27 protein-coding genes are annotated in these 24,414 nt (G+C 51.4%); 22 read left to right on the top strand and 5 right to left on the bottom strand.

All coding sequences use genetic code 11. The annotated features are described in order from the left end of the window. Positions 1-202: 202 nt before the first annotated feature. Positions 203-1,642: an IS1182 family transposase gene (locus DDY07_RS00990; protein WP_171694459.1), complete on the top strand. Its 1,440-nt coding sequence runs from the start codon at positions 203-205 to the stop codon at positions 1,640-1,642. 290 nt (positions 1,643-1,932) lie between these two features. Here the strand turns inward: DDY07_RS00990 and DDY07_RS00985 are convergent, their stop codons facing one another. Next, positions 1,933-2,874: an ATP-binding protein gene (locus tag DDY07_RS00985; protein WP_171694458.1), complete on the bottom strand. Its 942-nt coding sequence runs from the start codon at positions 2,872-2,874 to the stop codon at positions 1,933-1,935. A 38-nt stretch (positions 2,875-2,912) separates the two neighbouring features. On the opposite strand from DDY07_RS00985, the gene istA reads away from it, so the two are divergent. After that, positions 2,913-4,433 (top strand): IS21 family transposase, encoded by a 1,521-nt coding sequence (gene istA, locus DDY07_RS00980; protein ID WP_171694457.1) that lies wholly within the window; start codon positions 2,913-2,915, stop codon positions 4,431-4,433. Further along, on the top strand, positions 4,423-5,172 hold the full coding sequence (gene istB / locus DDY07_RS00975) for an IS21-like element helper ATPase IstB (protein WP_171694456.1): 750 nt from the start codon (positions 4,423-4,425) through the stop codon (positions 5,170-5,172). Before istA ends, istB begins: the two co-directional genes overlap by 11 nt. 34 nt (positions 5,173-5,206) lie before the next feature. On the opposite strand, the gene DDY07_RS00970 is transcribed toward istB, so the two are convergent. From DDY07_RS00970 to yfbR, 4 genes are all read right to left on the bottom strand, one after another. Continuing rightward, positions 5,207-6,082 carry an ATP-binding protein gene (locus DDY07_RS00970; RefSeq protein WP_171694455.1) on the bottom strand — a complete coding sequence of 292 codons (876 nt, stop codon included), beginning with the start codon at positions 6,080-6,082 and terminating at the stop codon, positions 5,207-5,209. A gap of 11 nt (positions 6,083-6,093) precedes the next feature. Further along, positions 6,094-7,128, bottom strand: coding sequence for an SIR2 family protein (locus DDY07_RS00965; protein ID WP_171694454.1), 1,035 nt, complete (start codon positions 7,126-7,128; stop codon positions 6,094-6,096). A gap of 299 nt (positions 7,129-7,427) precedes the next feature. Continuing rightward, positions 7,428-9,626 carry an ATP-dependent RecD-like DNA helicase gene (locus DDY07_RS00960; RefSeq protein WP_171694453.1) on the bottom strand — a complete coding sequence of 733 codons (2,199 nt, stop codon included), beginning with the start codon at positions 9,624-9,626 and terminating at the stop codon, positions 7,428-7,430. 82 nt (positions 9,627-9,708) lie between these two features. Further along, positions 9,709-10,245 carry a 5'-deoxynucleotidase gene (gene yfbR / locus DDY07_RS00955; RefSeq protein WP_084153243.1) on the bottom strand — a complete coding sequence of 179 codons (537 nt, stop codon included), beginning with the start codon at positions 10,243-10,245 and terminating at the stop codon, positions 9,709-9,711. 219 nt (positions 10,246-10,464) lie between these two features. On the opposite strand from yfbR, the gene DDY07_RS00950 reads away from it, so the two are divergent. From DDY07_RS00950 to DDY07_RS00860, 19 genes are all read left to right on the top strand, one after another. After that, positions 10,465-10,698 (top strand): DUF6794 domain-containing protein, encoded by a 234-nt coding sequence (locus tag DDY07_RS00950; RefSeq protein WP_367650841.1) that lies wholly within the window; start codon positions 10,465-10,467, stop codon positions 10,696-10,698. Positions 10,699-10,722: 24 nt separating this feature from the next. Continuing rightward, the gene (locus tag DDY07_RS00945; RefSeq protein WP_171694451.1) at positions 10,723-11,604 is read left to right on the top strand and encodes a DNA/RNA non-specific endonuclease; all 882 of its coding nucleotides are present in this window, start codon (positions 10,723-10,725) and stop codon (positions 11,602-11,604) included. Positions 11,605-11,749: 145 nt separating this feature from the next. After that, positions 11,750-12,019: a helix-turn-helix transcriptional regulator gene (locus DDY07_RS00940; RefSeq protein WP_026600320.1), complete on the top strand. Its 270-nt coding sequence runs from the start codon at positions 11,750-11,752 to the stop codon at positions 12,017-12,019. Next, a complete protein-coding gene (locus tag DDY07_RS00935) occupies positions 12,016-12,243 on the top strand; it encodes a hypothetical protein (protein WP_054758235.1) in 228 nt (75 codons plus the stop codon). Before DDY07_RS00940 ends, DDY07_RS00935 begins: the two co-directional genes overlap by 4 nt. 296 nt (positions 12,244-12,539) lie before the next feature. Beyond that, positions 12,540-13,094 carry a hypothetical protein gene (locus DDY07_RS00930; protein ID WP_253734367.1) on the top strand — a complete coding sequence of 185 codons (555 nt, stop codon included), beginning with the start codon at positions 12,540-12,542 and terminating at the stop codon, positions 13,092-13,094. A gap of 38 nt (positions 13,095-13,132) precedes the next feature. Next, entirely contained in the window at positions 13,133-13,441 is a 309-nt protein-coding gene (locus DDY07_RS00925; RefSeq protein WP_171694450.1) for an integration host factor subunit beta, read from the top strand. A 201-nt stretch (positions 13,442-13,642) separates the two neighbouring features. Next, entirely contained in the window at positions 13,643-13,924 is a 282-nt protein-coding gene (gene traL / locus DDY07_RS00920) for a type IV conjugative transfer system protein TraL (RefSeq protein WP_033155943.1), read from the top strand. Next, a complete protein-coding gene (locus tag DDY07_RS00915; RefSeq protein WP_171694449.1) occupies positions 13,921-14,532 on the top strand; it encodes a TraE/TraK family type IV conjugative transfer system protein in 612 nt (203 codons plus the stop codon). The genes traL and DDY07_RS00915 overlap by 4 nt, the downstream gene beginning before the upstream one ends. Further along, on the top strand, positions 14,529-15,506 hold the full coding sequence (locus tag DDY07_RS00910; RefSeq protein WP_171694448.1) for a type-F conjugative transfer system secretin TraK: 978 nt from the start codon (positions 14,529-14,531) through the stop codon (positions 15,504-15,506). Before DDY07_RS00915 ends, DDY07_RS00910 begins: the two co-directional genes overlap by 4 nt. Beyond that, complete coding sequence (locus DDY07_RS00905; protein WP_171694447.1) at positions 15,506-16,885, top strand: TraB/VirB10 family protein; 1,380 nt, start codon at positions 15,506-15,508, stop codon at positions 16,883-16,885. Before DDY07_RS00910 ends, DDY07_RS00905 begins: the two co-directional genes overlap by 1 nt. Before the next feature lie 37 nt (positions 16,886-16,922). Continuing rightward, on the top strand, positions 16,923-17,747 hold the full coding sequence (locus tag DDY07_RS00900) for a DsbC family protein (RefSeq protein WP_171694446.1): 825 nt from the start codon (positions 16,923-16,925) through the stop codon (positions 17,745-17,747). After that, positions 17,744-18,256 carry a TraV family lipoprotein gene (locus DDY07_RS00895; RefSeq protein WP_171694445.1) on the top strand — a complete coding sequence of 171 codons (513 nt, stop codon included), beginning with the start codon at positions 17,744-17,746 and terminating at the stop codon, positions 18,254-18,256. The genes DDY07_RS00900 and DDY07_RS00895 overlap by 4 nt, the downstream gene beginning before the upstream one ends. Before the next feature lie 132 nt (positions 18,257-18,388). Beyond that, the gene (gene traA / locus DDY07_RS00890; protein ID WP_036275516.1) at positions 18,389-18,688 is read left to right on the top strand and encodes a TraA family conjugative transfer protein; all 300 of its coding nucleotides are present in this window, start codon (positions 18,389-18,391) and stop codon (positions 18,686-18,688) included. Between the two features lie 11 nt (positions 18,689-18,699). Beyond that, complete coding sequence (locus DDY07_RS00885) at positions 18,700-18,957, top strand: RRXRR domain-containing protein (RefSeq protein WP_171694444.1); 258 nt, start codon at positions 18,700-18,702, stop codon at positions 18,955-18,957. Beyond that, positions 18,954-21,368 (top strand): type IV secretion system protein TraC, encoded by a 2,415-nt coding sequence (gene traC, locus DDY07_RS00880; protein ID WP_171694443.1) that lies wholly within the window; start codon positions 18,954-18,956, stop codon positions 21,366-21,368. The genes DDY07_RS00885 and traC overlap by 4 nt, the downstream gene beginning before the upstream one ends. After that, positions 21,358-21,675: a hypothetical protein gene (locus DDY07_RS00875; RefSeq protein ID WP_171694442.1), complete on the top strand. Its 318-nt coding sequence runs from the start codon at positions 21,358-21,360 to the stop codon at positions 21,673-21,675. The genes traC and DDY07_RS00875 overlap by 11 nt, the downstream gene beginning before the upstream one ends. Beyond that, positions 21,653-22,198 (top strand): signal peptidase I, encoded by a 546-nt coding sequence (gene lepB / locus DDY07_RS00870; protein ID WP_171694441.1) that lies wholly within the window; start codon positions 21,653-21,655, stop codon positions 22,196-22,198. The genes DDY07_RS00875 and lepB overlap by 23 nt, the downstream gene beginning before the upstream one ends. Beyond that, on the top strand, positions 22,185-23,384 hold the full coding sequence (locus DDY07_RS00865; RefSeq protein ID WP_171694440.1) for a TrbC family F-type conjugative pilus assembly protein: 1,200 nt from the start codon (positions 22,185-22,187) through the stop codon (positions 23,382-23,384). Before lepB ends, DDY07_RS00865 begins: the two co-directional genes overlap by 14 nt. Continuing rightward, positions 23,381-24,412, top strand: a complete 1,032-nt coding sequence (locus tag DDY07_RS00860) for a TraU family protein (protein ID WP_171694439.1) — start codon at positions 23,381-23,383, stop codon at positions 24,410-24,412. Before DDY07_RS00865 ends, DDY07_RS00860 begins: the two co-directional genes overlap by 4 nt. Positions 24,413-24,414: the final 2 nt, after the last annotated feature.

Here is a 24,414-nt window from a genome sequence, read left to right as displayed (position 1 = left end):
CAGCCGACATTAAGCATAGATCTATGGATGTCGCCTTAGGGTCGGGTGTTGACCGTCCGCTCATCAGATACATCGCCGGAAAGCTGACATTGAATTCCGATTCCCGAAAGCTGCCGTTCGTCACTGTACCCAACCGACCCAGGCTGTGTCAAAACGCAAGATTTGGTAAAATAAGCTCACGGCCAATCAACCGGGAGTGCAGATGAAACGCTTCATTCAAAGTACAGACCGAAGTCAGATAACCCTGTTTCCTGAGCAACTGGAAGATTATATTGCTGACGATAATCCTGTTCGCGTGGTCGATGTATTTGTAGAACAACTCGATCTGGGCAAATTAGGATTCGATGGGGTTTCTCCCATGAAAACAGGACGCCCAGCCTATCATCCCGCTATTCTTCTTAAGCTATACATCTACGGTTACTTAAACCGAATTCAATCCAGTCGCCGCCTGGAACGCGAAAGCCAACGCAATCTGGAGCTGATTTGGTTACTGGAACGTTTGACACCCGATTTCAAAACCATCGCCAACTTTCGCAAAAATAACGGCAAAGCTATCCGCAAGGTCTGTAGTCAGTTTGTCATGCTGTGCCGGAAGTTGAATTTGTTAACAGAAGCCACCGTTGCCATCGATGGCAGCAAATTCAAAGCGGTGAACAATCGTGACAATAACTTTACTACCAATAAGATCAAACGCCGCCGCGAACAAATCGAAGCCGGCATCGAACGCTATCTATCCGCACTGGAGACGGCAGATCGTCAGGAAAAAGCTGATTTTACCGAAGCCAAAATCCAACGTCTGCAAGAAAAAATTGCGATGTTGAAAGCGCAAATGGCCAAGCTTGATACCCTCGAAGCCGAATTAGAAAAAACTCCAGATAAGCAAATCTCTCTCACCGATCCTGATGCACGATCCATGGCGACGAGTGGTCGCGGTAGCGGTATGGTCGGTTACAATGTTCAGACTGCGGTCGACACCCAAAATCACCTGATCGTCGCTCACGAAGTGACCAACGTCGGTCATGATCGAAATCAATTAGCCAACATGGCTGAGCAAGCCAAAGCCGCGATGGGTGTAGATGAACTCAGTACCATTGCGGATCGTGGTTACTTTAGTGGTGAAGAAATTCGTAAATGCCAAGAAGCCGGGATTACAGCGTTTGTCCCCAAATGCGTCACATCCGGTGCTAAAGCCGATGGTCGTTTTGATAAGGCCGATTTTATATATGATGCTGTGAAAAACGAATACCAATGTCCGGCCGGCCAATCCTTAGTTTGGCGTTCATCCAGAGTCGAGCATGGCATGACTTTGCACCGTTATTGGAGTTCCGCCTGTCGACAGTGTGATTTGAAGGCAAAGTGCACCCCGGGTAATGAAAGGCGTGTTTCCCGGTGGGAACATGAAGCTGTCCTTGAAGCCATGCAGGCACGTTTGGATCGAGCGCCAGATAGTATGCGTATTCGGCGGCAAACAGTGGAGCACCCCTTTGGTACTCTAAAAGCCTGGATGGGTTCAACCCACTTTTTGACCAAAACACTCGATCGTGTCAGTACCGAGATGAGTTTGCATGTATTGGCATACAACCTTAAAAGAGTGATGAATTTACTGGGAACGGTTGCTTTGATGGAGGCAATGGTGGCCTGATGGCCATTGTTGCTTTTTTTACCCATTAGCCATGGCTTTGAGCATCAATTTGGTCAAATTTAGCCGATAAACCTGTAGAGTCCCCGTTCAGAAAACAAGCTGCTTAGAATGGCCTGAGCTCAACAGAATTCGTCCAAACCTTCGGTCCATTTCATTCTGTCGACGTTTTTACACGGCCTGGACCCTAAGCGGCCAATCAAACGACAGAATAGCGGACATTCGGGCGTTTGATTCCGGCAGATTGTCAAAGCTACACTTTCAAGCTGGCTGGAGTGAACATTTACAAGACTTTAGGCTTCTTGGTTACGCCACGCTTTGAGCACAGCAGCAAAGTCAATATCAGCGGGATCGGTGGTCCAATGCCTGTAGAACGAAGCATCATCGCTGGCTGGTTTCGGGTCCGGAATGTCGATGCGTATACGAGTAGGCATGAGGACTGAATCCCCCAACAGAACGCACTCACCTCGCCGAAGTGTTGAGAAGAGGCTCGCTATTCCACGCACCGAGTCTGGAAGGAGACTTTTGACGTATGACTGGTCTTCAGGATTCGAAATACGGAGACATAAAAAGCTGTTGCATTGAGAGAGAATGGTTGATGAAACCTCTCGGGGACGTTGGCTGATGACTGTAAGGCTCACACCGTACTTGCGCCCTTCCTTTGCTATTCGCTCAGCAGAATGTCTGGCAGCTTCTGAGGTTGTATCGCGTTCGTTGAGATAAATATGAGCTTCATCGGCGAAAACGGCGATTGGATGCCGAGCCTTTTTGACCCGTCTGTACCAGTAAGCGAAGTCAAATATACAGCGGAGAATCAGAGATATAACTGACCCACGAACGTCAAATGGAACAGGGCTGAGATCAATGACGACTATCTTCTTTCTATCGCCTTGCTTCTCACCTAGTAGGCGACGGAATAGCTCTTCCATCGACGCGCTGGTCAAATAGGTTTTGGGTTTGAATATTAAATCGTATCGACGGTCATTAAGCCGCGAGTCGATTCGCATAAGCAAGCGCGTAAATTGGCCGAAGAGCGGTCCCTGTTTCTCCTTTCCAGCCGCACCGGGTACCATCTGCGTGTCTAACTCCCTAAACTCCTTGAGTATCGCGTTGAAGTCAAAGAAGACAGGGGTGTCAATCGTGATCTTGGTTATCCCAAGTGCAAAACGGCGTGCAAAACTTTCCAGGGTCCTGGGGAAAAGAGCGTTGAAAAGTTTCCACCCCAGGTTGTTCAATGACCGGCTTTTTGCCGGAGAAACCTGGAGTGATAAAAATGGATGTACTACCCGAAATCAGGCGACTGCATTTTGTTGAGGGCGTGACCATCAGCGACTTGGCCAAACAGTTCAATTTGTCCCGTCCTACAATTCGTAAGCATCTCAACACGGTTGAAGAACCGGTTTACCCGACGCGTCAACACCAACCGCATTTGAAACTCGGTGCCTATATCGAGCAACTGACGAACTGGCTGGAAACGGATGCCGTCTTACCTGGCAAAAAGCGCAAACGCACCGCACAAAGGCTTTATGAATGCCTGCAAGTGGAAGGCTATGTGGGCGGTTACAGCGCGGTACAACGTTTCGTCAAAGCCTGGAAACAGGCCCGCTCATCAACGCCCACTATCAAGCAAGCCTTCGTTCCCTTGTTATTCCCTGCCGGTGAGACCTGTCAATTTGACTGGAGCCATGAAATTGCGGTGGTTGGCGGCATGGAACAGACGGTGAAAGTGGGCCACTTTCGCTTGAGCCACAGCCGACAAATGTTTGTGGTTGCCTATCCTTGCGAAACCCAGGAGATGGTGTTTGATGCCCATAACCAAGCCTTTGCTTTCTTCGGCGGCGTACCCAAGCGTATGGTGTACGATAATCTGAAGACGGTGGTTGATGCGATATTCGTAGGGAAGGAGCGTCGCTTTAATCGACGTTTTTTGACCCTGGCTAACCATTACCTGTTTGAACCCGTGGCGTGTACCCCTGAGTCTGGTTGGGAGAAAGGCCAGGTTGAAAATCAGGTCGGTAATATCAGTGAATGGCTGTTTACGCCGACACCCAAGTTTTCCGACTTTGCCGAACTCAACGCCTGGTTAGCCCAGCGTTGCCGAGAGCTGGCTTTGCGTCCACATCCTGATCAGCGGACACGCACGACCGCCGACTTGTTTGCTGAAGAACAGCCGTTACTGATGCCGATCAAAGCGGTCTTTGATGGCTACGTAGAAACGATGCGTCGCGTGACCTCATTGTGTCTAATCAACATCCATCGCAATCGCTACAGCGTGCCCGCGCAATGGGCTAATCAGGTAGTATCGGTACGTGTTACAGCAGGCAAAATACGCATGGTCGCCAATGGCCAAGTGATCGCTGAGCACGCGCGCCGCTTCGGGCGTGATCATTTGATTTGTGATCCCTGGCATTATCTACCTGTGCTGGAGAAAAAGCCTGGGGCACTGCGTCACGGTGCGCCGTTTGTGACCTGGGATTTGCCGGTGCCGATCAAGGTCATACGTGACCGCATTCTCAAGCAAGACAAAGGTGATAGAGCGTTTGTCGCGTTGCTGCAAATGGCCCGTGACCTGGGCGATGCGGGATTGGATACCTTGGAAGTGGCTTGCGATCTTACCCTGCAAACCGGCGTGATCAGCGCCGCTATTGTCCTCAACGAGATGCGCCGCCTGACGGAAGAGGCCAAACCCAAAGCTCTGGATCAGTCTGCTGTATCGCTACCGACGCTGACAATCGAGCCCATGGCTGATTGCAGTCGCTACGATGCATTACGGAGCGAACGACATGTCCATTGATCGTGCGCTGCAACTGAAAACCTTGCATTTGTATGGCATGGCGGCAGCCTGGGGTGAATGGCAAGCCGAATACAGCAACCAGCAAAAACCAATGATGCCCGAAGTCTGGCTGGATCGTTTAATCGCTGCTGAACAAGCGGATCGTCAAGCGCGAAGCCTTAATTATCAACTCAAGGCGGCCCGATTCCCCATTCATCGGGATTTGTTAAAAATCGATTGGTCAGAAACGCCGTTGCAACAAACCCGCATCGAACAACTGGCGACCGGAAACTTCATGGAACAGGCGTATAACCTGATCCTGGTCGGGGGGACGGGTACGGGCAAAACCCACTTGGCTACAGCCATTGGCATTGCCGCGATCCATCAAGGCAAACGCGTTCGTTTCTATAACGCCGTTGATCTGGTTAACCAATTGGATAAGGAAAAACAACAAGGTAAGGCTGGCAATCTGGCCAAGCAACTGACGGCGATGGATGCCGTTATCCTGGATGAACTGGGTTATCTACCGTTTCCAGCATCAGGCGGAGCTTTGCTGTTTCACTTGATCAGTCAGCTCTATGAGAAAACCTCATTGATCATCACCACCAATCTGAACTTCGCCGAATGGGTACAAGTGTTCGGTGATGCCAAGATGACCACGGCACTCCTAGATCGAATTACTCATCATTGCGACATCTTGGAAACCGGCAACGATTCTTATCGTTTTAAACACCGGAAAAAGGCGGTGGAAAACCAATAACCCTATGGTTTAACTGGAAACTATTCGACGCTCTTTAGTGGAAAATTTTCAAAGCCGTTTGACATATCCCAAGCTTCTTGTTCTCGTCAGGCGTTTCCTTGGCTGACTGAAGCACTTCCTTGAATTTAGCAATCTGATTAGGTGCGGCCGATTCACTTCGATCTACCATCAGGCCAAGAAGCTCTTCCGAATTCATTAACCAGTACGGGAGCTCAAGGTCTGCGGCCGAAATGATGTCAGCGTCTTTCGCGAATGCCTCAGAATATTCGCCATGAAGATCAAATAGAACGACAGTTGCTTGTTTAAGATTTGAAATTTTTTGGAGCAAAGACGCGACCGTCCAGGATTTACCACCGCCAGTTTGACCAAGTATTGCGGCATGTCTTGATAGAAATGAGTCAAGATTAATTTTCGCCAATTGATCCGGTTGCAGAGACAATGTGCCGAGAGTGAAATCTCCCTCCGCGTAGCTGGCGAACACGGAACTGACCAGTTGTGGTGATGCAGCAAAGACCGGTGCATTTACGGTAGGCAGTACATCTGTTCCTCGTTCAAAAGTGCCTACGCTTCCGATAGTGCCAACAGGCACAGTTACCAGCGCACGTGAAGTTGGATCAAGAAGAAGGGCTCCCGTCAGAGCTGCGTCTTTTGATTCACCTGCGGTATACCGCCCTTCCTTCATCGTGATGCCTACCACCATACAAAGCAGGCTGGCGGCAGGAAGTGCCACCACTACAAATGTCCCAGGCTGACCAATTACTACTGGTACAGGACCAGAGTCACTCGACAGATGCACTGTCATGTTCTCGGGTACGCCTAATTCGCCTGTTTCGTCAGTCTTATAGTCAATAACATTGACGAGAATCTCATCGCCGGACACACCGCAGACTTTGCCGATCTGGTAATTCATGTTTTCCTCCGTTAGAAAGCTTGAGCGAATTGATCAAATTGCCAGAGCGTCGTGGTATCAGTGGTTTCCGCTGTTTTCGACCAAGCGTGAGTTGGGAATGCTCCGACGAAAGTTGGTAATGTCTTGAATTCGGCTAATCCGGGTGGATCGAACCCGCAAAGAGCTGTCAGTCGACATCTTCCTGCGCGGAGTGCCGGTAGTAAGATGTTTTGGTTTATGTGTTCGTCTCCATAGCTAAAGCCACAACTGATGAGATATTTGCACTCACTACCGATAGCCCTGCTCGCCAGTGCAAATAACTGATCATATGGTGGGCTTAGGGTGTCCATTACCTTTCGTCGTCGCGGCAGCACAATTGTGCGCGGCAACGTCGGGGCAAGGGAAGTGGGGTGTTGCTCAAGTATTTGGGTTTTGTCCACATACCATGATAAAGAACCATGCAGTTTGACTAGTTTTACGACTAGGCCTGCATGAGGAACGAATCGTTGACCGTCACTGGTACCATGTAACTGTCCGAAGCGTCCAATATCATGAAAACTGGTAGTTGTTCCAGAGAAACCATTCTCCAAGCGAACACCAGTCATTGCTGCGGCAGTCTCAAACAGGACGTCATAGTTGGTTGTAAATATCCAGACAGTGCATGGAAGACCAAATGTTCTGCGTTTCAGTCCCTGAAAAAACCTGATGTGATGGTCAAAATTTGGAGCAGTTACGGACAGTAGTGTTTGGACTATTAATTCCCTTAGGCGCCACTCTAAGTTTGCGTATCTTGGGTCACCGGAATTGAGCGAGTGCGCAATCGTCAAATCGGCAATCTCTTCAATATTTGGCGTTGCCGTTTTGTCATCGTATGTTTGACCAGTTGCATTTAATACGTTGGTTAGGTCAATCCTTTCTGTTGCTGTGAGTTCTGCTACGACTTGGCGTGTCAATGTGGTCATTAACGGATAGCCAGCCTGAAATGAAGCGCCGGCTCCAAACAGGAAACCGATGCCGTTAATGGATTGATTAACGTTGGGTAGTAGTTGGTCGAGCGTCAATGCCAATTTCGCCTCCTTTTACTGTCTTGTGGCTATAAATCCAGCTGTTTTTTACAGTCTAAACGATATTTTGCATTCTGACGTTGTTTAAGCGCTAGGACAGTTCCTTCAAATACCCAATGACTGCAAACGATAAAAGTCTTGGTTGGCCGCTTTTGGCCGTTGTTATTCTGTGAAAATGTAAGTTTGCTCGCCTAATACCTGACATTCAGCTGATTCAACGAATACATGAACTCTTGAAGTTGGAAAGTATGGCCGACAGCCCTGTAATTGACTTCATTCAAGACAGTTTTAGCTAATAGACGTCATGGATTTTTATTCAGTCTAGCCGCCAGATGAGTAATTCTGCGCTGTGATTTTTGATTTTTCACAGCCATCGCCAGCGCTTTGGGCTGGGCAATCACGACGACTAATTGTTTGCCACGCGTGACGCCGGTATACAGCAGATTGCGTTCCAGCAGCATAAAATGCTGCATGGCCATTGGAATCACCACCACCGGATATTCCGAGCCTTGCGATTTGTGCACGCTGGTTGCATATGCCAGCGTAATTTCGTCCAAATCGCTGAATTCGTAGTCGACCTCCCGATCGTCGAATAAGATCTTGACCTGGCTTTCTTCAAGATCGATGGCTTTGATCACTCCAATGTCGCCGTTGAAGACTTCCTTGTCGTAGTTGTTGATCCGCTGAATCACCTTATCACCCGGCGCATAGGTATTGCCGAAACGGGTAATCTTGGGTTCGCTGTGTCCGTTTAACCGCGCTTGCAATTCGACGTTCAACGACCGCGCTCCCAGGCCACCGCGATTCATAGGCGTCAGAATCTGCACGTCGTTGACCGGATGAAATTTAAAACGCTGCGGAATCCGTTCGAGGACGACGTGCATCAATTTTGCGAAAATCTCCTCAGGTGTTTCGGCGTAGAGGCAATAAAAGTCGCTGAGGCTTTCAGTTTTATCCACCACAGGTATTTGCCCGTGGTTAATCCGGTGCGCATTCGTGATGATTTTTGAGGTACTGGCTTGGCGGAATATCTCTGTCAGACGCACGGTGGCAATTTGACCGGAATCGATGATGTCGGCCAGCACCGATCCGGGGCCGACGGAGGGTAATTGATCAACATCACCAACAATTAAAACCGCAGCCTCCGTCGGTATGGCTTTTAGCAACTGATTCATCAACACCACGTCCATCATCGACGACTCATCGATCACCAAGCAATCGAGGTCTAGCGGGTTTTCGTCGTTATGCTTGAAGGCAAACTGAGTCGGATCGAACTCCAGTAGACGATGAACGGTTTTCGCTTCCATGCCAGTCGATTCAGTTAAACGTTTTGCCGCTCGACCCGTCGGGGCGCACAAACCGATTCGCACCCGTTTCGCTTTGAGAATCTTGAGCAGACTGTTGACCAGCGTGGTTTTACCGACACCGGGGCCGCCAGTGATCACCGAGACTTTATGCTGGAGTACCAGCCGAACTGCTGCAGCTTGCGACTGCGACAAGGTCATGCCAGTTTGCCCTTCAACCCAAGGAATGGCTTTATCCGCGTCAATCACACCCCATGTCGCATCACCTTGATTTAATCGGTTCAGATGGACGGCACAACCTATTTCAGCACGGTGTAAAGGCGTCAGAAAAATGAATTCGTCGCTGCCGTCGATTTCGGCGATCAAATTGCCTTCGGTTAATTCTGCCGCGATCGCTTGATCGATAATCGGCAATGGAATTTCCAGTAGCTTCGCCGCCATTTCGCACAGATTGCTGCGAATCGCAGCGCAGTGGCCTTCGCCGGACCATTCCTGCAAGACATGCCGGACACCCGCTTGCGCTCGCAGCAGGGATTGCGGGCCGATGCCTAGCTTCTGGGCCAGCGTGTCAGCCGTCTTAAAGCCGATGCCGTGAATATCCAGTGCCAGGCGATAGGGATTTTCGCGCACTTTCTCGATGGCCTGATCACCGTAGGTTTTGTAAATGCGCACCGAACGCGAGGTACCGACGCCATGGGATTGCAGAAAAACCATGATCTCCCGAATCACTTTCTGTTCAGCCCAGGCACTGGTCACACGCTCCTGGCGTTTCTTACCAATCCCCGGTAATTCCAACAGACGCTCGGGTGTTTGCTCAATCACATCGAACACCAGCTCACCGAAGGCTTTGACCAGCTTTTTGGCAAAATGGGGGCCAATGCCTTTGACCATGCCGGAACCCAGGTATTTTTCGATGCCGTCCAACGTGGTCGGAGGCACAATTTTTAACGAGATGGTTTTGAATTGCTGACCATGCTGGCGATCATTGACCCAGCAACCCAGGCATTCGATGTATTCACCCGCTGTGACACTAGCGGCCGAACCGATCACGGTAATCAGTTCACGATAACCTTTGACCTTGACCCGTAACACGCAAAATCCCGAGGCCTCGCTATGGAACGTGACGCGCTCGATGGAGCCGTGTAGTTTCTCAACGGGGTTGTCGGCAGAATGTGATGGGCTGGGTTGGAAATCCATGCTGAATTCGCTATCCCTAGCGTTTTTTCATCAAGTCATCGAGTGTCAGGCCGCAGTTAGGCGCGAAGGACAGCATAAAAAATCAGACCTCAGGCTGATCCATTGCTTCAATATCCCGTTCAAGTTGTTCGGCAGCTATTTCAAATTCAGCATTGCCGGCTTTCAATTCGGCCTGGCATTTCAGGTAGGCGGATATCTTGTCAGCCGCTTTGATGATTTTCTGATGAGCTTCAGACATTTGCTGGTGATCGATCAAAACCCGGAAATCGGGTTGTAATGCTTCAGGCAGTAGATTCAATAACTCTTGTTCCGCTTGCTGCTCGATTTGCTTGTAGGCACTGAGAATTGCTGACGAATGGTATTTGATGGGTGTGGGCATATCACCGGTAATGACTTCAGTGATGTCATGGTAAAGGGCTGCGGTTGCAACGGCATTGGCATCAACTTGACCTTCAAAATAGCGGTTTTTGATGAGCGCCAAGGTATGGGCAATGACAGCCACTTCCCAGCTGTGCTCCATGACATTTTCTTCATGGGCGTTGCGTTTCAGTCCCCAGCGTTTAATCCATCTTAAGCGCGAAAGGTAAGCATAAAAATTCGAACTAATCGATGGTGACATGGGGTTAAGAAATCCTAAGTTTGTTCAAAGCAGATTAAAACACTGCAGCGCAATAGCCTTAATCTTACTGCCGCTGAATCGTTATCCCCAAATTCTGTGGATAACATTGTTTAAAATATAGGGTTAGTTCATCTAACCCGCTGTTCTACTTAAAGGCTAATCAAATTGGGCAATAATTGGTCATCAATACACCGTGACGTTTTACATTCACCAGTTACTGTGGCGGAAGCTGTCGCTCGGTTGTTACTGGTTCTGGAAGAGAAGGACCAACTGACAATAGCGGCAATGGAACCGAACAACCTGATAGACCTGCATTTCGGGCTTGGACTGGCGATTCGAAATGCCTACGACCTTCATAATCCGGATAATCCGTTACTGCTAGAATGTTCAACGTCCCATCCTGATGACGCTGCACTTTTCATCATTCATGCTCTGTGGCAACGGCTACAGTAAACAACCACTTTACGGATCAACAGATTGCCTGCGTTACGCCTTACCTTTGGATTTTTTATCGTTCTATGCTGGAGCGGTGCGCATGCTCACCCCGGTAAGGTTAATACCGAAGGTTGCCATACCCATCGAAAGAGGAGTGAATACCACTGCCATGAAGATCGCATCAAGGCAAAAGTGGAACCGGTCGTGCCACCCAGTGAAACAGCGCAGCCACCTGCCCAAGTGCAAGCCAGCATGGAGTCGAATGAGTTTCTTAAGCTTGATTACGAAGGATTCACCCTTTGGATTGATTGCAAAGAACGAGCCGCTATCCGATTTCGCTATACCGCCCAGCGAGACAATGGCAATGTAAAGCGCTACGATCATTTCGAGTTGGGGCCAGGTGCACCAGCAGCGTGCCAACAGTTCAGTAGCCAGGCCTACGGCAATGGCTATGACCGTGGTCACCAAGTGCCCGCAAATCATCTTGATGACTCGGTCAATGCGATCCATCAATCGAACTATATGGCGAACATCTTGCCTCAAACCTCGCAGATGAATCGAGGTGCCTGGTTGCTTACGGAGGAAATCATCGAGTGTTACCGAGATATTGATGATCTCTTAGTCCTAGGCGGCATAATCTGGGGTCAGGATACCAACAACGATATTTTTGCTTCCAGTCATGGCGTACGCACCCCCGACTACTTTTACAAAGTGATCGTACGGGGCACGGGCGCCGATGAACGGGCAATTGCCTGGGTAGTGCCGAATTCCACTGAGGCCACGAAACGCAATCTGGATCACTTTTTGGTAACGATTGACGAACTGGAAAAACTTACAGGAGACCAATTTCCAGTTGCCGATTATGCAAAACATGACAAACCAGCCACCAGCTGGTTAATTCCATGCGGCTGTAACAAAAGTTAATCCTGGCCTGGAGTGACCAGCTAGGCTACTAGTCATAAGCACCCAGTGAATTGCCATTGATAAGCAGCCCTTGCCATAAGTTTTCCTTCGCTTTATCATTATAAAAATTCATCGAGATCGATTAATTATTCACTCAATATGGCATATGATCACCTGTCGACTGTCAACGATCCTTGGATCCAAACGCCTTAAAGTCGCCGACGTATGTCACGCAACAGGCATTGCGCGGGCGACGGTAGATCGCTATTACTACGATCAGGTAAAAAGCTTTGATCGCGAGGTGCTTGCCAAGTTGTGTCGCTATTTGCAGGTAAAGCCGGGTGATCTACTGGTATTGGTCGACCAACAAGATCTATTTGAATCGTGGGAACAGCCCATTCAGCCCAGCGAACCGAAAATCAAGGGAGGCGTATGATTGAGCGCGAGGTGAAGGTTTTGCTTGATGCCAATGCGGTGAAGCAAGTTCAAGTTCATTATGCCGTTATGGCTCAAGGTTACATGGTGGTCATCAACGGACAACCATTGGAAACGACCAAACGTGAAACCAAGGAATTTAAAACCTTGGACGCGGCAGCCAAACAATTATTCAAACTGGGGATTGCGGATTTTTCAGTCAAGCTAAAAACCTGTACTGGCTGAATAAGTCGACATACCATTTTTTTTGCTTCAAGGAATTCGAAGTGGGCGTAATCAGAAACTGCATTTTTGGCAAACAATGCGATAAAAAATGGGCCGAGTTGACTCAAACGGACAATCAGGACGTTCGCTATTGTTCAACCTGTGAACAGAATGTTTACTTGTGCCAGGACGAATACACTTTAGCCGAGGCGATCCAAGCGAATCGTTGTGTTGCCGTTGATATTGATGAAAACGTGCGGCTTTTAGGTGAGCCATTACCTCTCCCTTATTCATAGGCTCATGCCTCTCTCTGCCTCATGAACATAAACGAAATGGGATGTTTGAAACTATGCGTGGGTGAACGCTTTGATCATGACATGCCCGCGGAAGGCATGAGCATAATCCTAGCCAATGGCACGCCTTTGCTGACGTTTAATTTTTCGGCATCCCCTCGAGAAATCCAAGCCTTTCTGAATGGGAATACTTCGTTTGCGTTATTCGCAAAAGCCGAACTCATTTTGTTTTTATTCAAAATCGACGGCTTTCTGGATTGGTCGGATTTGGCGTTTACCATTCATCTAGCCGGTGATGAGACGATTGATGAGGGTGGTGCTTATTTGCCCATTAATCTGGTCTTGGTGGATCCCGACACCAAAATTGTCAAAGGTCTACGCATAGTGACGGTTTCACCGGATTTCAGGTCAAGATTGGCCGAATTGATTCGAAAACAAGCCTCAGAGCCGTTTGATACCATAGCTTATTATCGTGCCATTGGCCGTCTTTACGAAAGATACCCCGCGGCAAGCGATTTACTTAAACAAGCAGTGATTATCGAACAAGGTGGCAAGACACTACCCGCAAGCCATGGCTAGCGGCATTCATGGACATTTAACCCAGACCCGGTACGAGAATGACGAAATCCCAACTCATCGAAAACATCAGCCTTAGATTGCCTCATCTACTGCAACGTGACGTTGAAATGGCCATTAACATCACCATTGATGCGCTGACCCACCATTTGGCCCAAGGTGAACGCATTGAGATTCGTGGATTTGGTGGATTCTCTGTTATTCAACGAGCCGCTCGGATAGGGCGTAACCCCAGGACAGGCGAACCAGTGAGTTTGCCCATTCGGTATACCTCGCACTTTAAGCCGGGGCTGAATTTACGTGAGCGTGTTGAACAGTCGAGAACCGCGTTTCCCATCACGGATGATTAGACAAAACACCTTCCGTCATGCCTAAAGGCAATCAGGGTAATTTGCAGTTAAAGGCATATTACCCACTGACTGGATTGCTTTCGCTCCGTTTTTTTTAAAAAAAATCTTCACTCGTACAATAAAAGTCGTATTTGACTTTTATTGTACGCAACTCGCCCTAAATCCTGCTCACAATAATGGCCATCCCAACCGGAGGTCATTATGGAACCCGTTGCCATCCCCCAATCGATCGACGATCCGATCCACATTTTATTGTGGAGCGCGGACGAGATCGTACCCTTCATGGTCAGCATGCTGACCGGCATGTTGATCGATCAATTCATTCCGGGCTTAGCGCTCGGGTTGATTGCGGTCAAGTTTTACCGGCGTTTTCGCGATAATCGGCCTGACGGCTATACCTTGCATGCGCTGTATTGGCTGGGCCTGTTGCCCAGTCGCGCGCAGACCATACCCAATCCCTACATCCGCCGGTTCCTGCCATGAGATGGTCGGATTTTCTGCAAACCTGGGACGGCCACGAAACCGAAAATCGGTTTAGCCGCGTCGTCATCATTGGTTTGTTAGTCATTTGCGTGATTACCTCGCTGGCTGCCTGGCGAACCGAACGTAGCATCATTCTGGTGCCGCCGAGCTTGACGCAGGAAGTCGAAGTCACACGCAGTCAGGCATCCAGCGAGTTCAAAGAGTCCTGGGGATTGTTCCTGGCCGAATTGCTTGGCAACACCACGCCAGCCAATGCCGACTTTCTGAAAACCGCAGTCGAGCCGTTATTGGCGCCGGATATTTACCGCAGTGTCCTGGATGCCATGAGCGATCAAATCAAGGCCATCAAGATGGACCGGGTCGCGATCAGTTTTACGCCGCGTCATGTCGATTACGAAGCCGAGAGCAACAAAGTCTTCGTCAGCGGCGAACTGAAAAGCCAGGGCCCCAGTTCCAAACCGGACGTGAAGCTCCGTACCTACGAATTCATCATCGCCATTAAAAACTATCGGCCCCGGCTGGAATACATCGACGTGTATCCGGATTCCCCCAGAACACTAGCCCGTTTGAAAGCCACCCAAGGCCAACCGCATAAGGCTCAACCATGAAACGATTGTTGCACCCCTGGTTATTGTTTTGCTTCGCCAATGGCGCTTGGGCCGCCGATGATTTACCGGTGACGGTGTTGCCACCGGTCACCACCGTAGCCGAAGAGTCGTCCGCATCGCCATCACAGCCCGTTGCCACGTCTCAGCCGGATTTAGGCATCGAGTTACCCCCGGTCGATGCCAGTGTCTTGAAAGCCGCCAAACAGCAAGCGGCAGCGTCAAACGCAGTCTCAGCCACATCCATCGGCCCACAGCATATTTCGGTTAAACCCGGCATCAACGAACTGATGCCGATTGCCGTCGGCCACTTGAATCGGCTGGTCACACCGTTCGAACATCCGGTGGTCACGACCACCAGCCAGGCCACCACCAGCACCAAAGGCAAAATCGTCTATGTCGCCACCGCCGACGAAACGCCGGTGACCTTATACATCACCCCTGGTGACAATCAGGATATTGCCTTGTCGCTCACATTGATCCCCAAACGGATTCCTGCGCGGGAAATTCACCTTGATCTGGATAAAGACAGCTACCAACTACTGAACCAATGGCAACGTTCGGATGCCGGTAATCGAAATTCTGGCCAACAGGAACAAGCCTACATCAGCCAGCTAAAAACCTTGTTCCGGGATTTGGGTTTGCAAAAGACCCCGCCTGGTTATTCCCTGCGCGAACCCAAGCCGCAAGAACAGATTCACTGCCTGCAAGACCGGGTGCAGATCAAAACCGGTCAAGTTCTGGAAGGTCAGGACAGGCTGATCTTGGTGGGACTTGCCAAGAATACTGGCGGCGACATGCTCGAGTTCGACGAACGTAGTTGTGCCACGACGCAACAGGACGTACTGGCCGTTTCAGTTTGGCCCAACGTGGTGTTGAAGCCGCAGGAAGCCACCGAATTGTATGTCGTGGTCCGACAATCGCCAGAGGGGTCAGTCAGTTTGCGTCCTTCATTATTGAGCGGAGGGCAACGGTAATGGCGGTCGTCGATACCTGGTGGACACGCTTGAGTCCGGCAGCCAAACGCAATCTGGCCGTCGGCAGCATCGGTACCGTGCTGTTGGCGGTCATCATCGCGTTAGCCACTGTCACCCCGGACGTCAGTAAACCGTTGAGCAAACAGGCGACCATCCAACATATATTGACCGATAGCGATCCACGTTCACTGGGCATCGACGGCATTTCCGCGCAATTGCGCGATCTGCTACAGAAAAACGACGAACAAGCCCGCCGACTAGCTGCGATCGAAGAACAACAAAAGCGCGAACGGCTATCCGACGAAATTCGTTTCAAACAATGGACCACCGCTGAGCGCGAAGCCTATGAAGCCAAATTGCAAGCTGTCACCGGTGAAGTCGAGTCGTTGAAGAACAAAGCGGTCACACCCGCAGTCACCGGTAACCCAGGCGATGCCAGTCAAAACGCACTGGAGCCATCGAAACAAGGAAGACTGTCAACTCTCCGTCCAAACAGTGCGCCCTTCGATAACAGCCAAGACGATCTCAACCGCGTCTTCGAGCAAGCGGCTATTCCTGGACCGACACCGGGCAATACCGGCGTCTCGGGAGGACGAGCCAATAGCCAGGCGCCGGCGGTGATGCAGATTCGCGTCATCCAGGAGGGCGCTAAGCACTCCAACGGTAAAGATAAAGACGCCGCGCAGACCACAGCTCACGGCCAGTCTCAGCCAGGCCACGCAAACAGCGACGTCTTCATCCCGGCCGGCAGCATTTTAACTGGCGTATTGCTGAATGGTCTGGATGCCCCGACTGGCCGCAAAGCCAAGAAAGAACCGATGCCAGTGCTGTTCCGGATCAAGAAAGAAGCCATCTTGCCCAACCGTTTCCATGTCGATGTCCGCGAGTGCTTTTTGTTGGCCGCCGGCTTTGGCGATTTGAGCGCTGAGCGCGCCTATTTTCGCGGCGAGACCTTTTCCTGCGTGCGCCAGGACGGTGGCGTGATCGAAGTGCCGATGAATGCCTACGCCACCGGCGAAGACGGCAAAAACGGGGTGCGTGGTCGCGTGGTCTCCAAACAAGGTGCGTTACTCGCCCAGTCCATGATGGCCGGTTTCCTGCGCGGCTTTTCTGATGCCTTCGGTCGTAACCAGATTCCGGTGCTGATGACCGGCGGCATCGGTGCGCTATCTGGTACCACACCGTTTCAAAGCGCCTTTTCCTCGCAGTCGATGGAAGGCGGTGCTTTGCGAGGCGCAGGTTTTGCCATGGAACGGCTGTCGCACTTTTACATGGACATGGCCGAAGAGATTTACCCGGTCATCGAAGTCGATGCCACCCGCCAGGTTAACTTCATCGTGCAAAAAGGCACGGCATTGAAGCTGAAAACCCCAAGCTGATTCTAACCCTAACCCTAACCCTAACCCAAAGGTCGTTATGACATTCCGCCACATACCTTTATTACTGGCCACGCTATTCAGTACATCGATTGCTCTGGCCGCGAATCCGCCAAAACCAGCGGTCTCGGATATTGCTGCAGGCTTGCTATCGATCAAAATCGACGGCATGCAAGACTTGCCGATCTCAGGCCTGAAGATGGTTAAGTCCGGCGAGCAGACAGTGTTTATTTCCAGCAACGGCCGCTTTGCCTTTTACGGCGGCAAATTGATTGACATCTGGACTCAGCAAGAGATCAAGGAACTGGCGGATATCGACAAAATCGCCAACCGTATCGACCTGTCACGAATGAAACTCAAGGCTGACGATCTGGGTGCGGTAACGGTCGGCCATGGCAAAGCCCAAGTCCTAGTGTTCATCGATCCGCGCTGCCCTTACTGCGGCAAGGTCATGAAAGACCTGCAAGCCTTGCAGGACCAGTACACCTTCAAGCTGGTGATGGTCCCCATTCTCGGTCCCGAATCGCAAAACATTGTCGTGCAACTGGCCTGTCAGTTGGGATCCAGCGATGCCAAGCTCAAAGACAGTGTACGTGACCGACTCTTGAAACAGGACTACGTCGGCTTACCGACCGAACCGCCCACTCAATGCAACAAAGAGCCGCTGCAAAAAGCCGTGGTCACTGCCAAGTTATTCAATTTGAAGGGTGTGCCATTTCTGATTGCGCCTGACGGCCGCACTCACAGTGGCGCACCCGAGGTGTTAGCTGATTGGTTGGCCGATAAACCGAAACCGTCGCCCAGTCTGGCAACAACGCCCGATACAAACGCACAAAACACAAACGCCACGGAGAAAAAGCCATGAAACGCTTTCATCAGTTTTCTATTTATAGCCTCAGTGTACTGCTGATCGCCATCACCACCGGCTGCGCCACCGACTACGGCTGTAAAGGCATGCCGGACGAACCCAGCTGTCTGTCGACGACACAGGCTTACCAAGTCACTAATACGGCGATAACGGAAGCGCCTCCGGAAAATAACCCCAATTCGGAGACAAACTCATCAACGGCACTCGTACCGCCGTTACAGCAACCCGTACCCAAGATCGAAGATCCCACGCCGATTCGTACCCCATCGCAGGTCATGCGCATTTGGATCGCGCCTTGGGAAGATGCAGACGGCGATTTGATGGTGTCCAACTACGTCTACACCGAACTGGAACCCAGGCGTTGGATGATCGGCAAGGCGGCACCCACCGCCAGTGCGTCGTTGATTCCCTTGCAAGTCGAACAACGTCCACCGGAGAGACGCGCCAATGTCGATACCGGGGACGACGAGCGTCCAGTCAATGGATTGAGCAAATCATTGCCTTGATGGGGTAACCCATTTAACCGCAGGTCCCACACACCCTGCGAGACTGAGCGGGCAACCGCTTAAAAACCTGCCGGACTAACCGTCCGAGATTCGACGGGCAACCGTCCTTTAACTTGAATGAGGATATTTTTGATGAAAACGTCATATCGAAGCGGGGTCTTGATGGCCTTGGCATCGTTATTGTTTATGTTGATGGCCAATGATGCCATGGCCGGTACCGCTGGTACCGAGTTCAGCACCGTCTGGAGCTTGCTGACCGGCTGGGTGGAAGGCTTGCTCGGCCGCATTATCGCTATCGTGTTTGTCATCGTTGGCTTAGTCGCCGGTGTCGTGCGCGGCAGCATCATGGGCTTTGTGCTGGGCATTGCCAGTGGTGTCGGCCTGTTTGCGGCACCGACCATTATCACCAACATCGTGACTGCCACGATTTAGGCCTCACCACGATGACCGGTTCAACGATTGATACCGAGACTGCGGCGGGCAACCGCCGCCTTGCTTCATTGGCACACGATAATCGGACCGTCAGGGTTCAAGACGCCAATGGCCAGCCAATCAACCCCTGCCATCCGGCCAGAGCCCGGCAGCTGAAACGCAACCACCGCGTATCGCTGGTGTGCCGGCATCCCTTTACGATTCGTCTCGATCCGGAATGTCCCGTTGAAGACCTGCTGCAGTTTTTTGAAGAGGATATCTTCCTATGACCACCGCACAACGCCCCCGTGCCGACCAACTGTTCCCGGTACTGGCTTATGAGTACGACCATCATCTGTTCTTGATGGCCGATAGCAGCCTTGGCTTTGGCTTTTTGTGCCGGCCGATGACCGGCGCCGATGCCAGCGTTTCTGCGCGAGTCAACGTATTACTGAATCAGGACTGGCCGCCCGAAACGCTATTACAAGTTTCACTGTGGACCTCGCCGGATATCGAAGAGTCACTGGCCGTGATGCAAACCCGGCGATTGAAACAGCAAAAACGGACTTATAAAACCATGACCCAGGCTAGTATCGAGTTCTTGCGGCAAGGCACCACCAAACCGCCGGAAGCGATTTCCGGAGCACGCCTCCGGCGCAGTCATATTCTGGTCACGGTCAAACTGCCGATGGCCTATCCCAGACCCAGTGAACAAGACATCCGTCGTGCCAGTGAATTGCAACTCGCTACCCAGCAATCGCTGTCGACTATCGGCCTGTATCCGGAACTATTGGGCGCCGATCAGTATGTGCGTATTCTGAACACGATTCTCAACTGGCAACCCGATGCCGGCTGGAAAGATCGGGTGGTACCCGAGTGCGATCCGACCACACTGATCCGCGACCAATTGCTGGATTACGACAACGCCTTACAGACCGACGAAAAAGGGATTTGGCTTGGCTCAAAACGCGTCAAGACGCTGTCCGCCAAACGCACCCCCGATCATTTTTATTTCGGCAGCGCCAAAAGTTACTTGGGCGATATTTTGTCCGGCACCCGTGGCATTCGTCAAAATGCCTTGCTCAGTCTGACCCTGCATTACCCCGATGCCGAATCAACCCGCACCCGTCAGGAAGGTGTCCGGCAATTCATCACCAACCAGGTTAATACGCCAATTGCCCGGTTTTTGCCGGTGTTGGTGCAGCGTAAACACCATTTCGACGTGTTGTTCGATGCCTACCGTGACGGCGACCGGCCGATCAGGGCCTATTTCGGAGTGTTGCTGTTTTGCGACGAAGCCGAAGAAGCCGCAGCCGTGTCCAATGCGCGGGTGTATTTCCGGGAGCTGGGTTTTCAGCTGTTGGAAGACAAGTATTTCTGCCTGCCGTTTTTCCTGAACTGTTTGCCATTTGGTCCCGAGCGTTCGGCGATTGCTGATTTGAAACGCTACCGCACCCTGGCTACCCGGCATGCGATTCCGTTATTGCCGCTATTTGGTGATTGGGCGGGCACCGGTACGCCGACCTTGAATTTCGTCTCAAGGAACGGTGAGCACATGGCGGTATCGCTATTTGATACCACCGGCAATTACAACCTGTGCATTGCCGCCGAATCGGGTAAAGGCAAATCATTTCTGACCAACGAAATCATAGTCAGCTACCTGACCGAAGGCGCACAAATCTGGGCGATCGATGTTGGCCGCTCCTATGAAAACCTCTGCGAGGTACTGGAAGGCGATTTCGTCAAATTCACTCACGGTTCGAGCATTTGCATGAACCCATTCGAGATCGTGCAAAACTTCGAGGAAGAAGCCGATATGTTAGCCGGCTTGGTCAGTCAGATGGCGGCACCAACCGAGAAACTGACCGATTTTCAAACCGCCGGTCTGAAACGTATTCTCAAGCAACTGTGGACCGAAAAAGCACAGGCAATGTCCGTGGACAACATTGCAAAATGTCTGTGCGCTGAAACCGATCAACGTTTAAAAGATGTCGGCGAACAGTTGTTTCCCTTTACTACCCGAGGTGAATACGGTCGCTACTTCAATGGCCGCAACAACGCCAAATTCACCAATGACTTTACCGTGCTGGAACTGGAAGAACTCAAAGGCCGCAAACATCTGCAACAAGTCGTACTTTTGCAGCTGATTTACCAAATCCAACAGGAAATGTATCTCGGTGAACGCAACCGACCCAAGATCGTGATCATCGACGAAGCGTGGGATTTGCTGACTGAAGGTGATGTGGCCAAGTTCATGGAGCACGGCTACCGGCGCTTTCGAAAATACGGCGGCGCGGCAGTAACTATCACCCAATCGGTGAACGACTTGTACCGCAATGCCGCAGGGCGAGCCATCGTTGAGAACTCCGCCAATATGTACTTGCTCGGTCAAAAAGCCGAAGTCATCGAAGGCATGAAGCAGGATCGCCGTCTGCCGTTGTCCGATGGCGGCTACGAGTTACTAAAAACCGTGCATACCTTGCCCGGTGCCTATTCCGAGATTTTCTTCATCACCGAAATGGGTTCCGGTATTGGCCGGCTGATCGTCGATCCGTTCAAACGCATTCTGTTCTCCACCAAACCTGAAGACGTCAACGCCCTGAAGCAGTTGCGTCGCAAAGGCTTGAGTCTGGGTGATGCCATTCAACACCTCATCGACAACCGCAGCAGCAAACCCAGGGAAAATAGTTATGGATCCTAAATCGCAATGGCTCAGCACCGTTTTAGTCGCAGCCTGTCTGGGCGGCGTCAGCGGTTGGCTGGCGACACAACAGCAGCTACAACAACCCTTGGCGCGCCTGAATCTGGTCACACCTGTGTTCGTGCTCGATCGCGCCAAGCTGATTCAAAGCATTCCACCCAATGCGAGCCAGGAACACATGGCCAAGATCGTCGATGACTGGCAGGGCCAGGCCAAAAAGCTCAGTGATGCGGGCTATCTGGTGATCGATTCGACCGCGGTGGTGGCTGCTCCGGAGGACGTCTATGTTGGACACGCCGGACGCTAAACGTATGAATAAACCACGGGCACATTCACGACCAAATTTGGGTAAGTTTCTGCTCAAGGCGGTACCGATCTTGTTGCTGGTGTTAGCGGTGGAGCGTTATATCGGCCAACGTTTTCTGATCGGTGGCGACGACCAGGTCGACCGCTGTCTGCCGGACAAATGGATATACCTGATCGATACCCACAACAAGGACATCTGGCGCGGCGATTTGATTGCCTTTCGCGCCGAACGCATGGCGCCATTTTTCAAGGATGGGCAGATCATCGTCAAAATCGCCGCCGGCGTCACCGGCGACACCATTCACGTCGATCCACAGCACACCACGATCAACGGCGAACGAATCATCGACGGGTTGCCTTTAACGGAGAAACTCCAAAAGCCTGCGACCCAATTCAAACGTCATGAAACCATTCCACCGGCTGCCTACTGGGTAACCGGGCAAACCGACAAAAGCTTCGATTCACGTTACTGGGGCTATGTCTACGACCATCAAGTGATTGGACGGGCCTATGCGTTGTTTTGAGCCCCATAAATTTCCTTGGCGGCAAACGGCGGTCTGTTTGTATTGCTGGTTCAGTGTGCAATCGGTTCAGGCGGAAGAAGCTTGGCTGCGACGTTCTCAGGCTATTTTGCAGGCATTAGAAGGTCAGGCTAGACCGGATTGGTTGAATGGCCAATCTGAACAGTTGGACGTGAAACGCCAGGCGCAACAAGTGTTGGAAGCCTCACAGGCGATCCAAACAGAGGCTCTATCGACTGGATCGGAAAACGTCCAGCCGACATCCATTTCGAACAAGCCACTCACGCTGTTGTTTGTTTCCTTCTCGCTGGGTGAGTCCGCACTGAAAAGCATCTTCGAAGAATCGGCAGGTCGGGAAGACATATTGCTGGTGTTGCGCGGCCCAAAGCCTGGTCAAAAACTACCGGCGTTAATGGCCGATCTCAAGCGATTGTTGAAAGGCATTGATCCTCTGCCCAACATCGTGATCGACCCCACCCGTTTTCAGCGCTGGTCGGTAACGTCAGTACCGGACATCGTTGTCGAACAGGAAGGCAAATCTCGGTTACACGTTCGAGGTGTCAGCAGTCTGTCTTGGCTGGATGAGCAACTCAAAGTCGGCAAACAGGGTGATTTGGGAACGATGGGCGATGTTAGCGAGATTGCCGAAATCGACTTGCTCGAAGAGCTCAAACGCAGGATGGCGGCCATCGACTGGAAACAAAAGCAGCAACAGGCCATCGCTCGATTTTGGGCACAGCAAAAATTCGAAGAGCTGCCTGTGGCTCGGGAAGATCGTGATCGGACTTTGGATCTAACCATCACCGCCCCGCGCGATCTGGCAGCACCAAATGGACAGCTGGTCATCCGTGCCGGACAAACCGTCAATCCGTTGGACAAAATGCCGTTTGGCTTATGCCTGAAGGTGTTCGATGCCACGGAGCCGGCTCAAGTCGAACTGATTCAACATCAGTCCTGCCACGACAAACAGGCCCGCGTGATGTATCTGGCCACGTCGTTGCCGCGTCAGTCCGGGTGGGACAGCTTGCAGCGTTTGGAAACCATGCTGAAAGCACCAGTGTATTTACTGACGCCGGATGTGCGGAACCGATTTCAGCTACAGCATGTGCTGGCTATCGTTGAACAATCCGGCAACCGTCTGGTGGTTCATGAACGAAAACTGCCGGTCTCAACAGGAGATCGATCATGAAACGATTCATTTTCCATTTTGTCTTGGGCGGTTTGATAACACTGGCAACCCCGCTTTATGCCGAAACCAATACGAATAGCGTCGATCCGTTGTGCTCCGATGCCGAACTGTGGTCCGGCAAACTGATCACTGATATTTGCTGGAGCTGTTTGTTTCCGATTCGGGCGGCCGGGGCATCGCTGGGTGGCGGCAATGTGCCCAGTATTGCTACCGACGAGAAGTTTTGTTTCTGTACCGATAGCATGAACATTCCGGAACTCGGTATGACCATGGGCTTATGGAATCCAGCTCGATTGATCGAGATCGTCCGCAATCCCTGGTGTTCGCCGGCACTGGGCGGCCATAAGTTCAGTGCTTCAAATGTGCGCTTGATCGCCACGACCGGCAAGGCGGACTTCGATGCCAGCGAGATGTCGTTTTTCAATTACCACTATTTCGCCTTCCCGCTGACCATCCTGCTGGATTTGTTCTGGGATGGCCGTTGCAACAGTGATGGCTATCGGGACTTTGATTTGCTGTATGTCTCGGAACTCGATCCGACCTGGAATAACGACCTACTGGCGTTTTTTACAAGTCCGGAAACGGCCCTGTTCGCCAATCCGGTGGCCATTTCCGCCTGTGTCGCCGATGCCGCGGCGGCGGCCACCGGCAATCCCCTGGATGCTTTGTTCTGGTGTGCCGGCGCTTGGGGGCATATGTATCCCTTATCCGGCATCTCGCCGACCAGTTACGGAACCGATCCCAGGATTACCAGTTTGTTGGCTACACGCGCCACAGCCTCCTTGCATCGACGCGGGCTGGCCTGGAAAACCTCGGGCAACGATGCCTTATGCGGCGGCTATATCTATCCCTTCATTCCCAAATCGCAATACCGGTTGTCGATGTTTTATCCGGTTGCGGAAACAGACTCCAATCACGCCATTGGCGAGACGACCTTCAAGTGGGGTGCGGGGCGGACTTATCCGGGGCCGGGGGAAGATCACATATATATCCAATTTCGATGGCAAGACTGCTGCGTGGGTTTATGAGG

Source organism: Methylomonas sp. ZR1 (genome assembly GCF_013141865.1).
Classification (GTDB): domain Bacteria; phylum Pseudomonadota; class Gammaproteobacteria; order Methylococcales; family Methylomonadaceae; genus Methylomonas.
This window is presented reverse-complemented; position numbering and strand designations above follow the sequence as displayed.

What these genes read in the sequence shown, in the direction of transcription:
- DDY07_RS00990 (WP_171694459.1), top strand. Translation starts at nt 203, where the DNA reads ATGAAACGCTTCATTCAAAGTACAGACCGAAGTCAGATAACCCTGTTT.
- istA (WP_171694457.1), top strand. Translation starts at nt 2,913, where the DNA reads ATGGATGTACTACCCGAAATCAGGCGACTGCATTTTGTTGAGGGCGTG.
- istB (WP_171694456.1), top strand. Translation starts at nt 4,423, where the DNA reads ATGTCCATTGATCGTGCGCTGCAACTGAAAACCTTGCATTTGTATGGC.
- DDY07_RS00970 (WP_171694455.1), bottom strand. Translation starts at nt 6,082, where the DNA reads ATGAATTACCAGATCGGCAAAGTCTGCGGTGTGTCCGGCGATGAGATT.
- DDY07_RS00960 (WP_171694453.1), bottom strand. Translation starts at nt 9,626, where the DNA reads ATGGATTTCCAACCCAGCCCATCACATTCTGCCGACAACCCCGTTGAG.
- yfbR (WP_084153243.1), bottom strand. Translation starts at nt 10,245, where the DNA reads ATGTCACCATCGATTAGTTCGAATTTTTATGCTTACCTTTCGCGCTTA.
- DDY07_RS00940 (WP_026600320.1), top strand. Translation starts at nt 11,750, where the DNA reads ATGATCACCTGTCGACTGTCAACGATCCTTGGATCCAAACGCCTTAAA.
- DDY07_RS00935 (WP_054758235.1), top strand. Translation starts at nt 12,016, where the DNA reads ATGATTGAGCGCGAGGTGAAGGTTTTGCTTGATGCCAATGCGGTGAAG.
- DDY07_RS00930 (WP_253734367.1), top strand. Translation starts at nt 12,540, where the DNA reads ATGAACATAAACGAAATGGGATGTTTGAAACTATGCGTGGGTGAACGC.
- DDY07_RS00925 (WP_171694450.1), top strand. Translation starts at nt 13,133, where the DNA reads ATGACGAAATCCCAACTCATCGAAAACATCAGCCTTAGATTGCCTCAT.
- traL (WP_033155943.1), top strand. Translation starts at nt 13,643, where the DNA reads ATGGAACCCGTTGCCATCCCCCAATCGATCGACGATCCGATCCACATT.
- DDY07_RS00915 (WP_171694449.1), top strand. Translation starts at nt 13,921, where the DNA reads ATGAGATGGTCGGATTTTCTGCAAACCTGGGACGGCCACGAAACCGAA.
- DDY07_RS00910 (WP_171694448.1), top strand. Translation starts at nt 14,529, where the DNA reads ATGAAACGATTGTTGCACCCCTGGTTATTGTTTTGCTTCGCCAATGGC.
- DDY07_RS00905 (WP_171694447.1), top strand. Translation starts at nt 15,506, where the DNA reads ATGGCGGTCGTCGATACCTGGTGGACACGCTTGAGTCCGGCAGCCAAA.
- DDY07_RS00900 (WP_171694446.1), top strand. Translation starts at nt 16,923, where the DNA reads ATGACATTCCGCCACATACCTTTATTACTGGCCACGCTATTCAGTACA.
- DDY07_RS00895 (WP_171694445.1), top strand. Translation starts at nt 17,744, where the DNA reads ATGAAACGCTTTCATCAGTTTTCTATTTATAGCCTCAGTGTACTGCTG.
- traA (WP_036275516.1), top strand. Translation starts at nt 18,389, where the DNA reads ATGAAAACGTCATATCGAAGCGGGGTCTTGATGGCCTTGGCATCGTTA.
- DDY07_RS00885 (WP_171694444.1), top strand. Translation starts at nt 18,700, where the DNA reads ATGACCGGTTCAACGATTGATACCGAGACTGCGGCGGGCAACCGCCGC.
- traC (WP_171694443.1), top strand. Translation starts at nt 18,954, where the DNA reads ATGACCACCGCACAACGCCCCCGTGCCGACCAACTGTTCCCGGTACTG.
- DDY07_RS00875 (WP_171694442.1), top strand. Translation starts at nt 21,358, where the DNA reads ATGGATCCTAAATCGCAATGGCTCAGCACCGTTTTAGTCGCAGCCTGT.
- lepB (WP_171694441.1), top strand. Translation starts at nt 21,653, where the DNA reads ATGTTGGACACGCCGGACGCTAAACGTATGAATAAACCACGGGCACAT.
- DDY07_RS00865 (WP_171694440.1), top strand. Translation starts at nt 22,185, where the DNA reads ATGCGTTGTTTTGAGCCCCATAAATTTCCTTGGCGGCAAACGGCGGTC.
- DDY07_RS00860 (WP_171694439.1), top strand. Translation starts at nt 23,381, where the DNA reads ATGAAACGATTCATTTTCCATTTTGTCTTGGGCGGTTTGATAACACTG.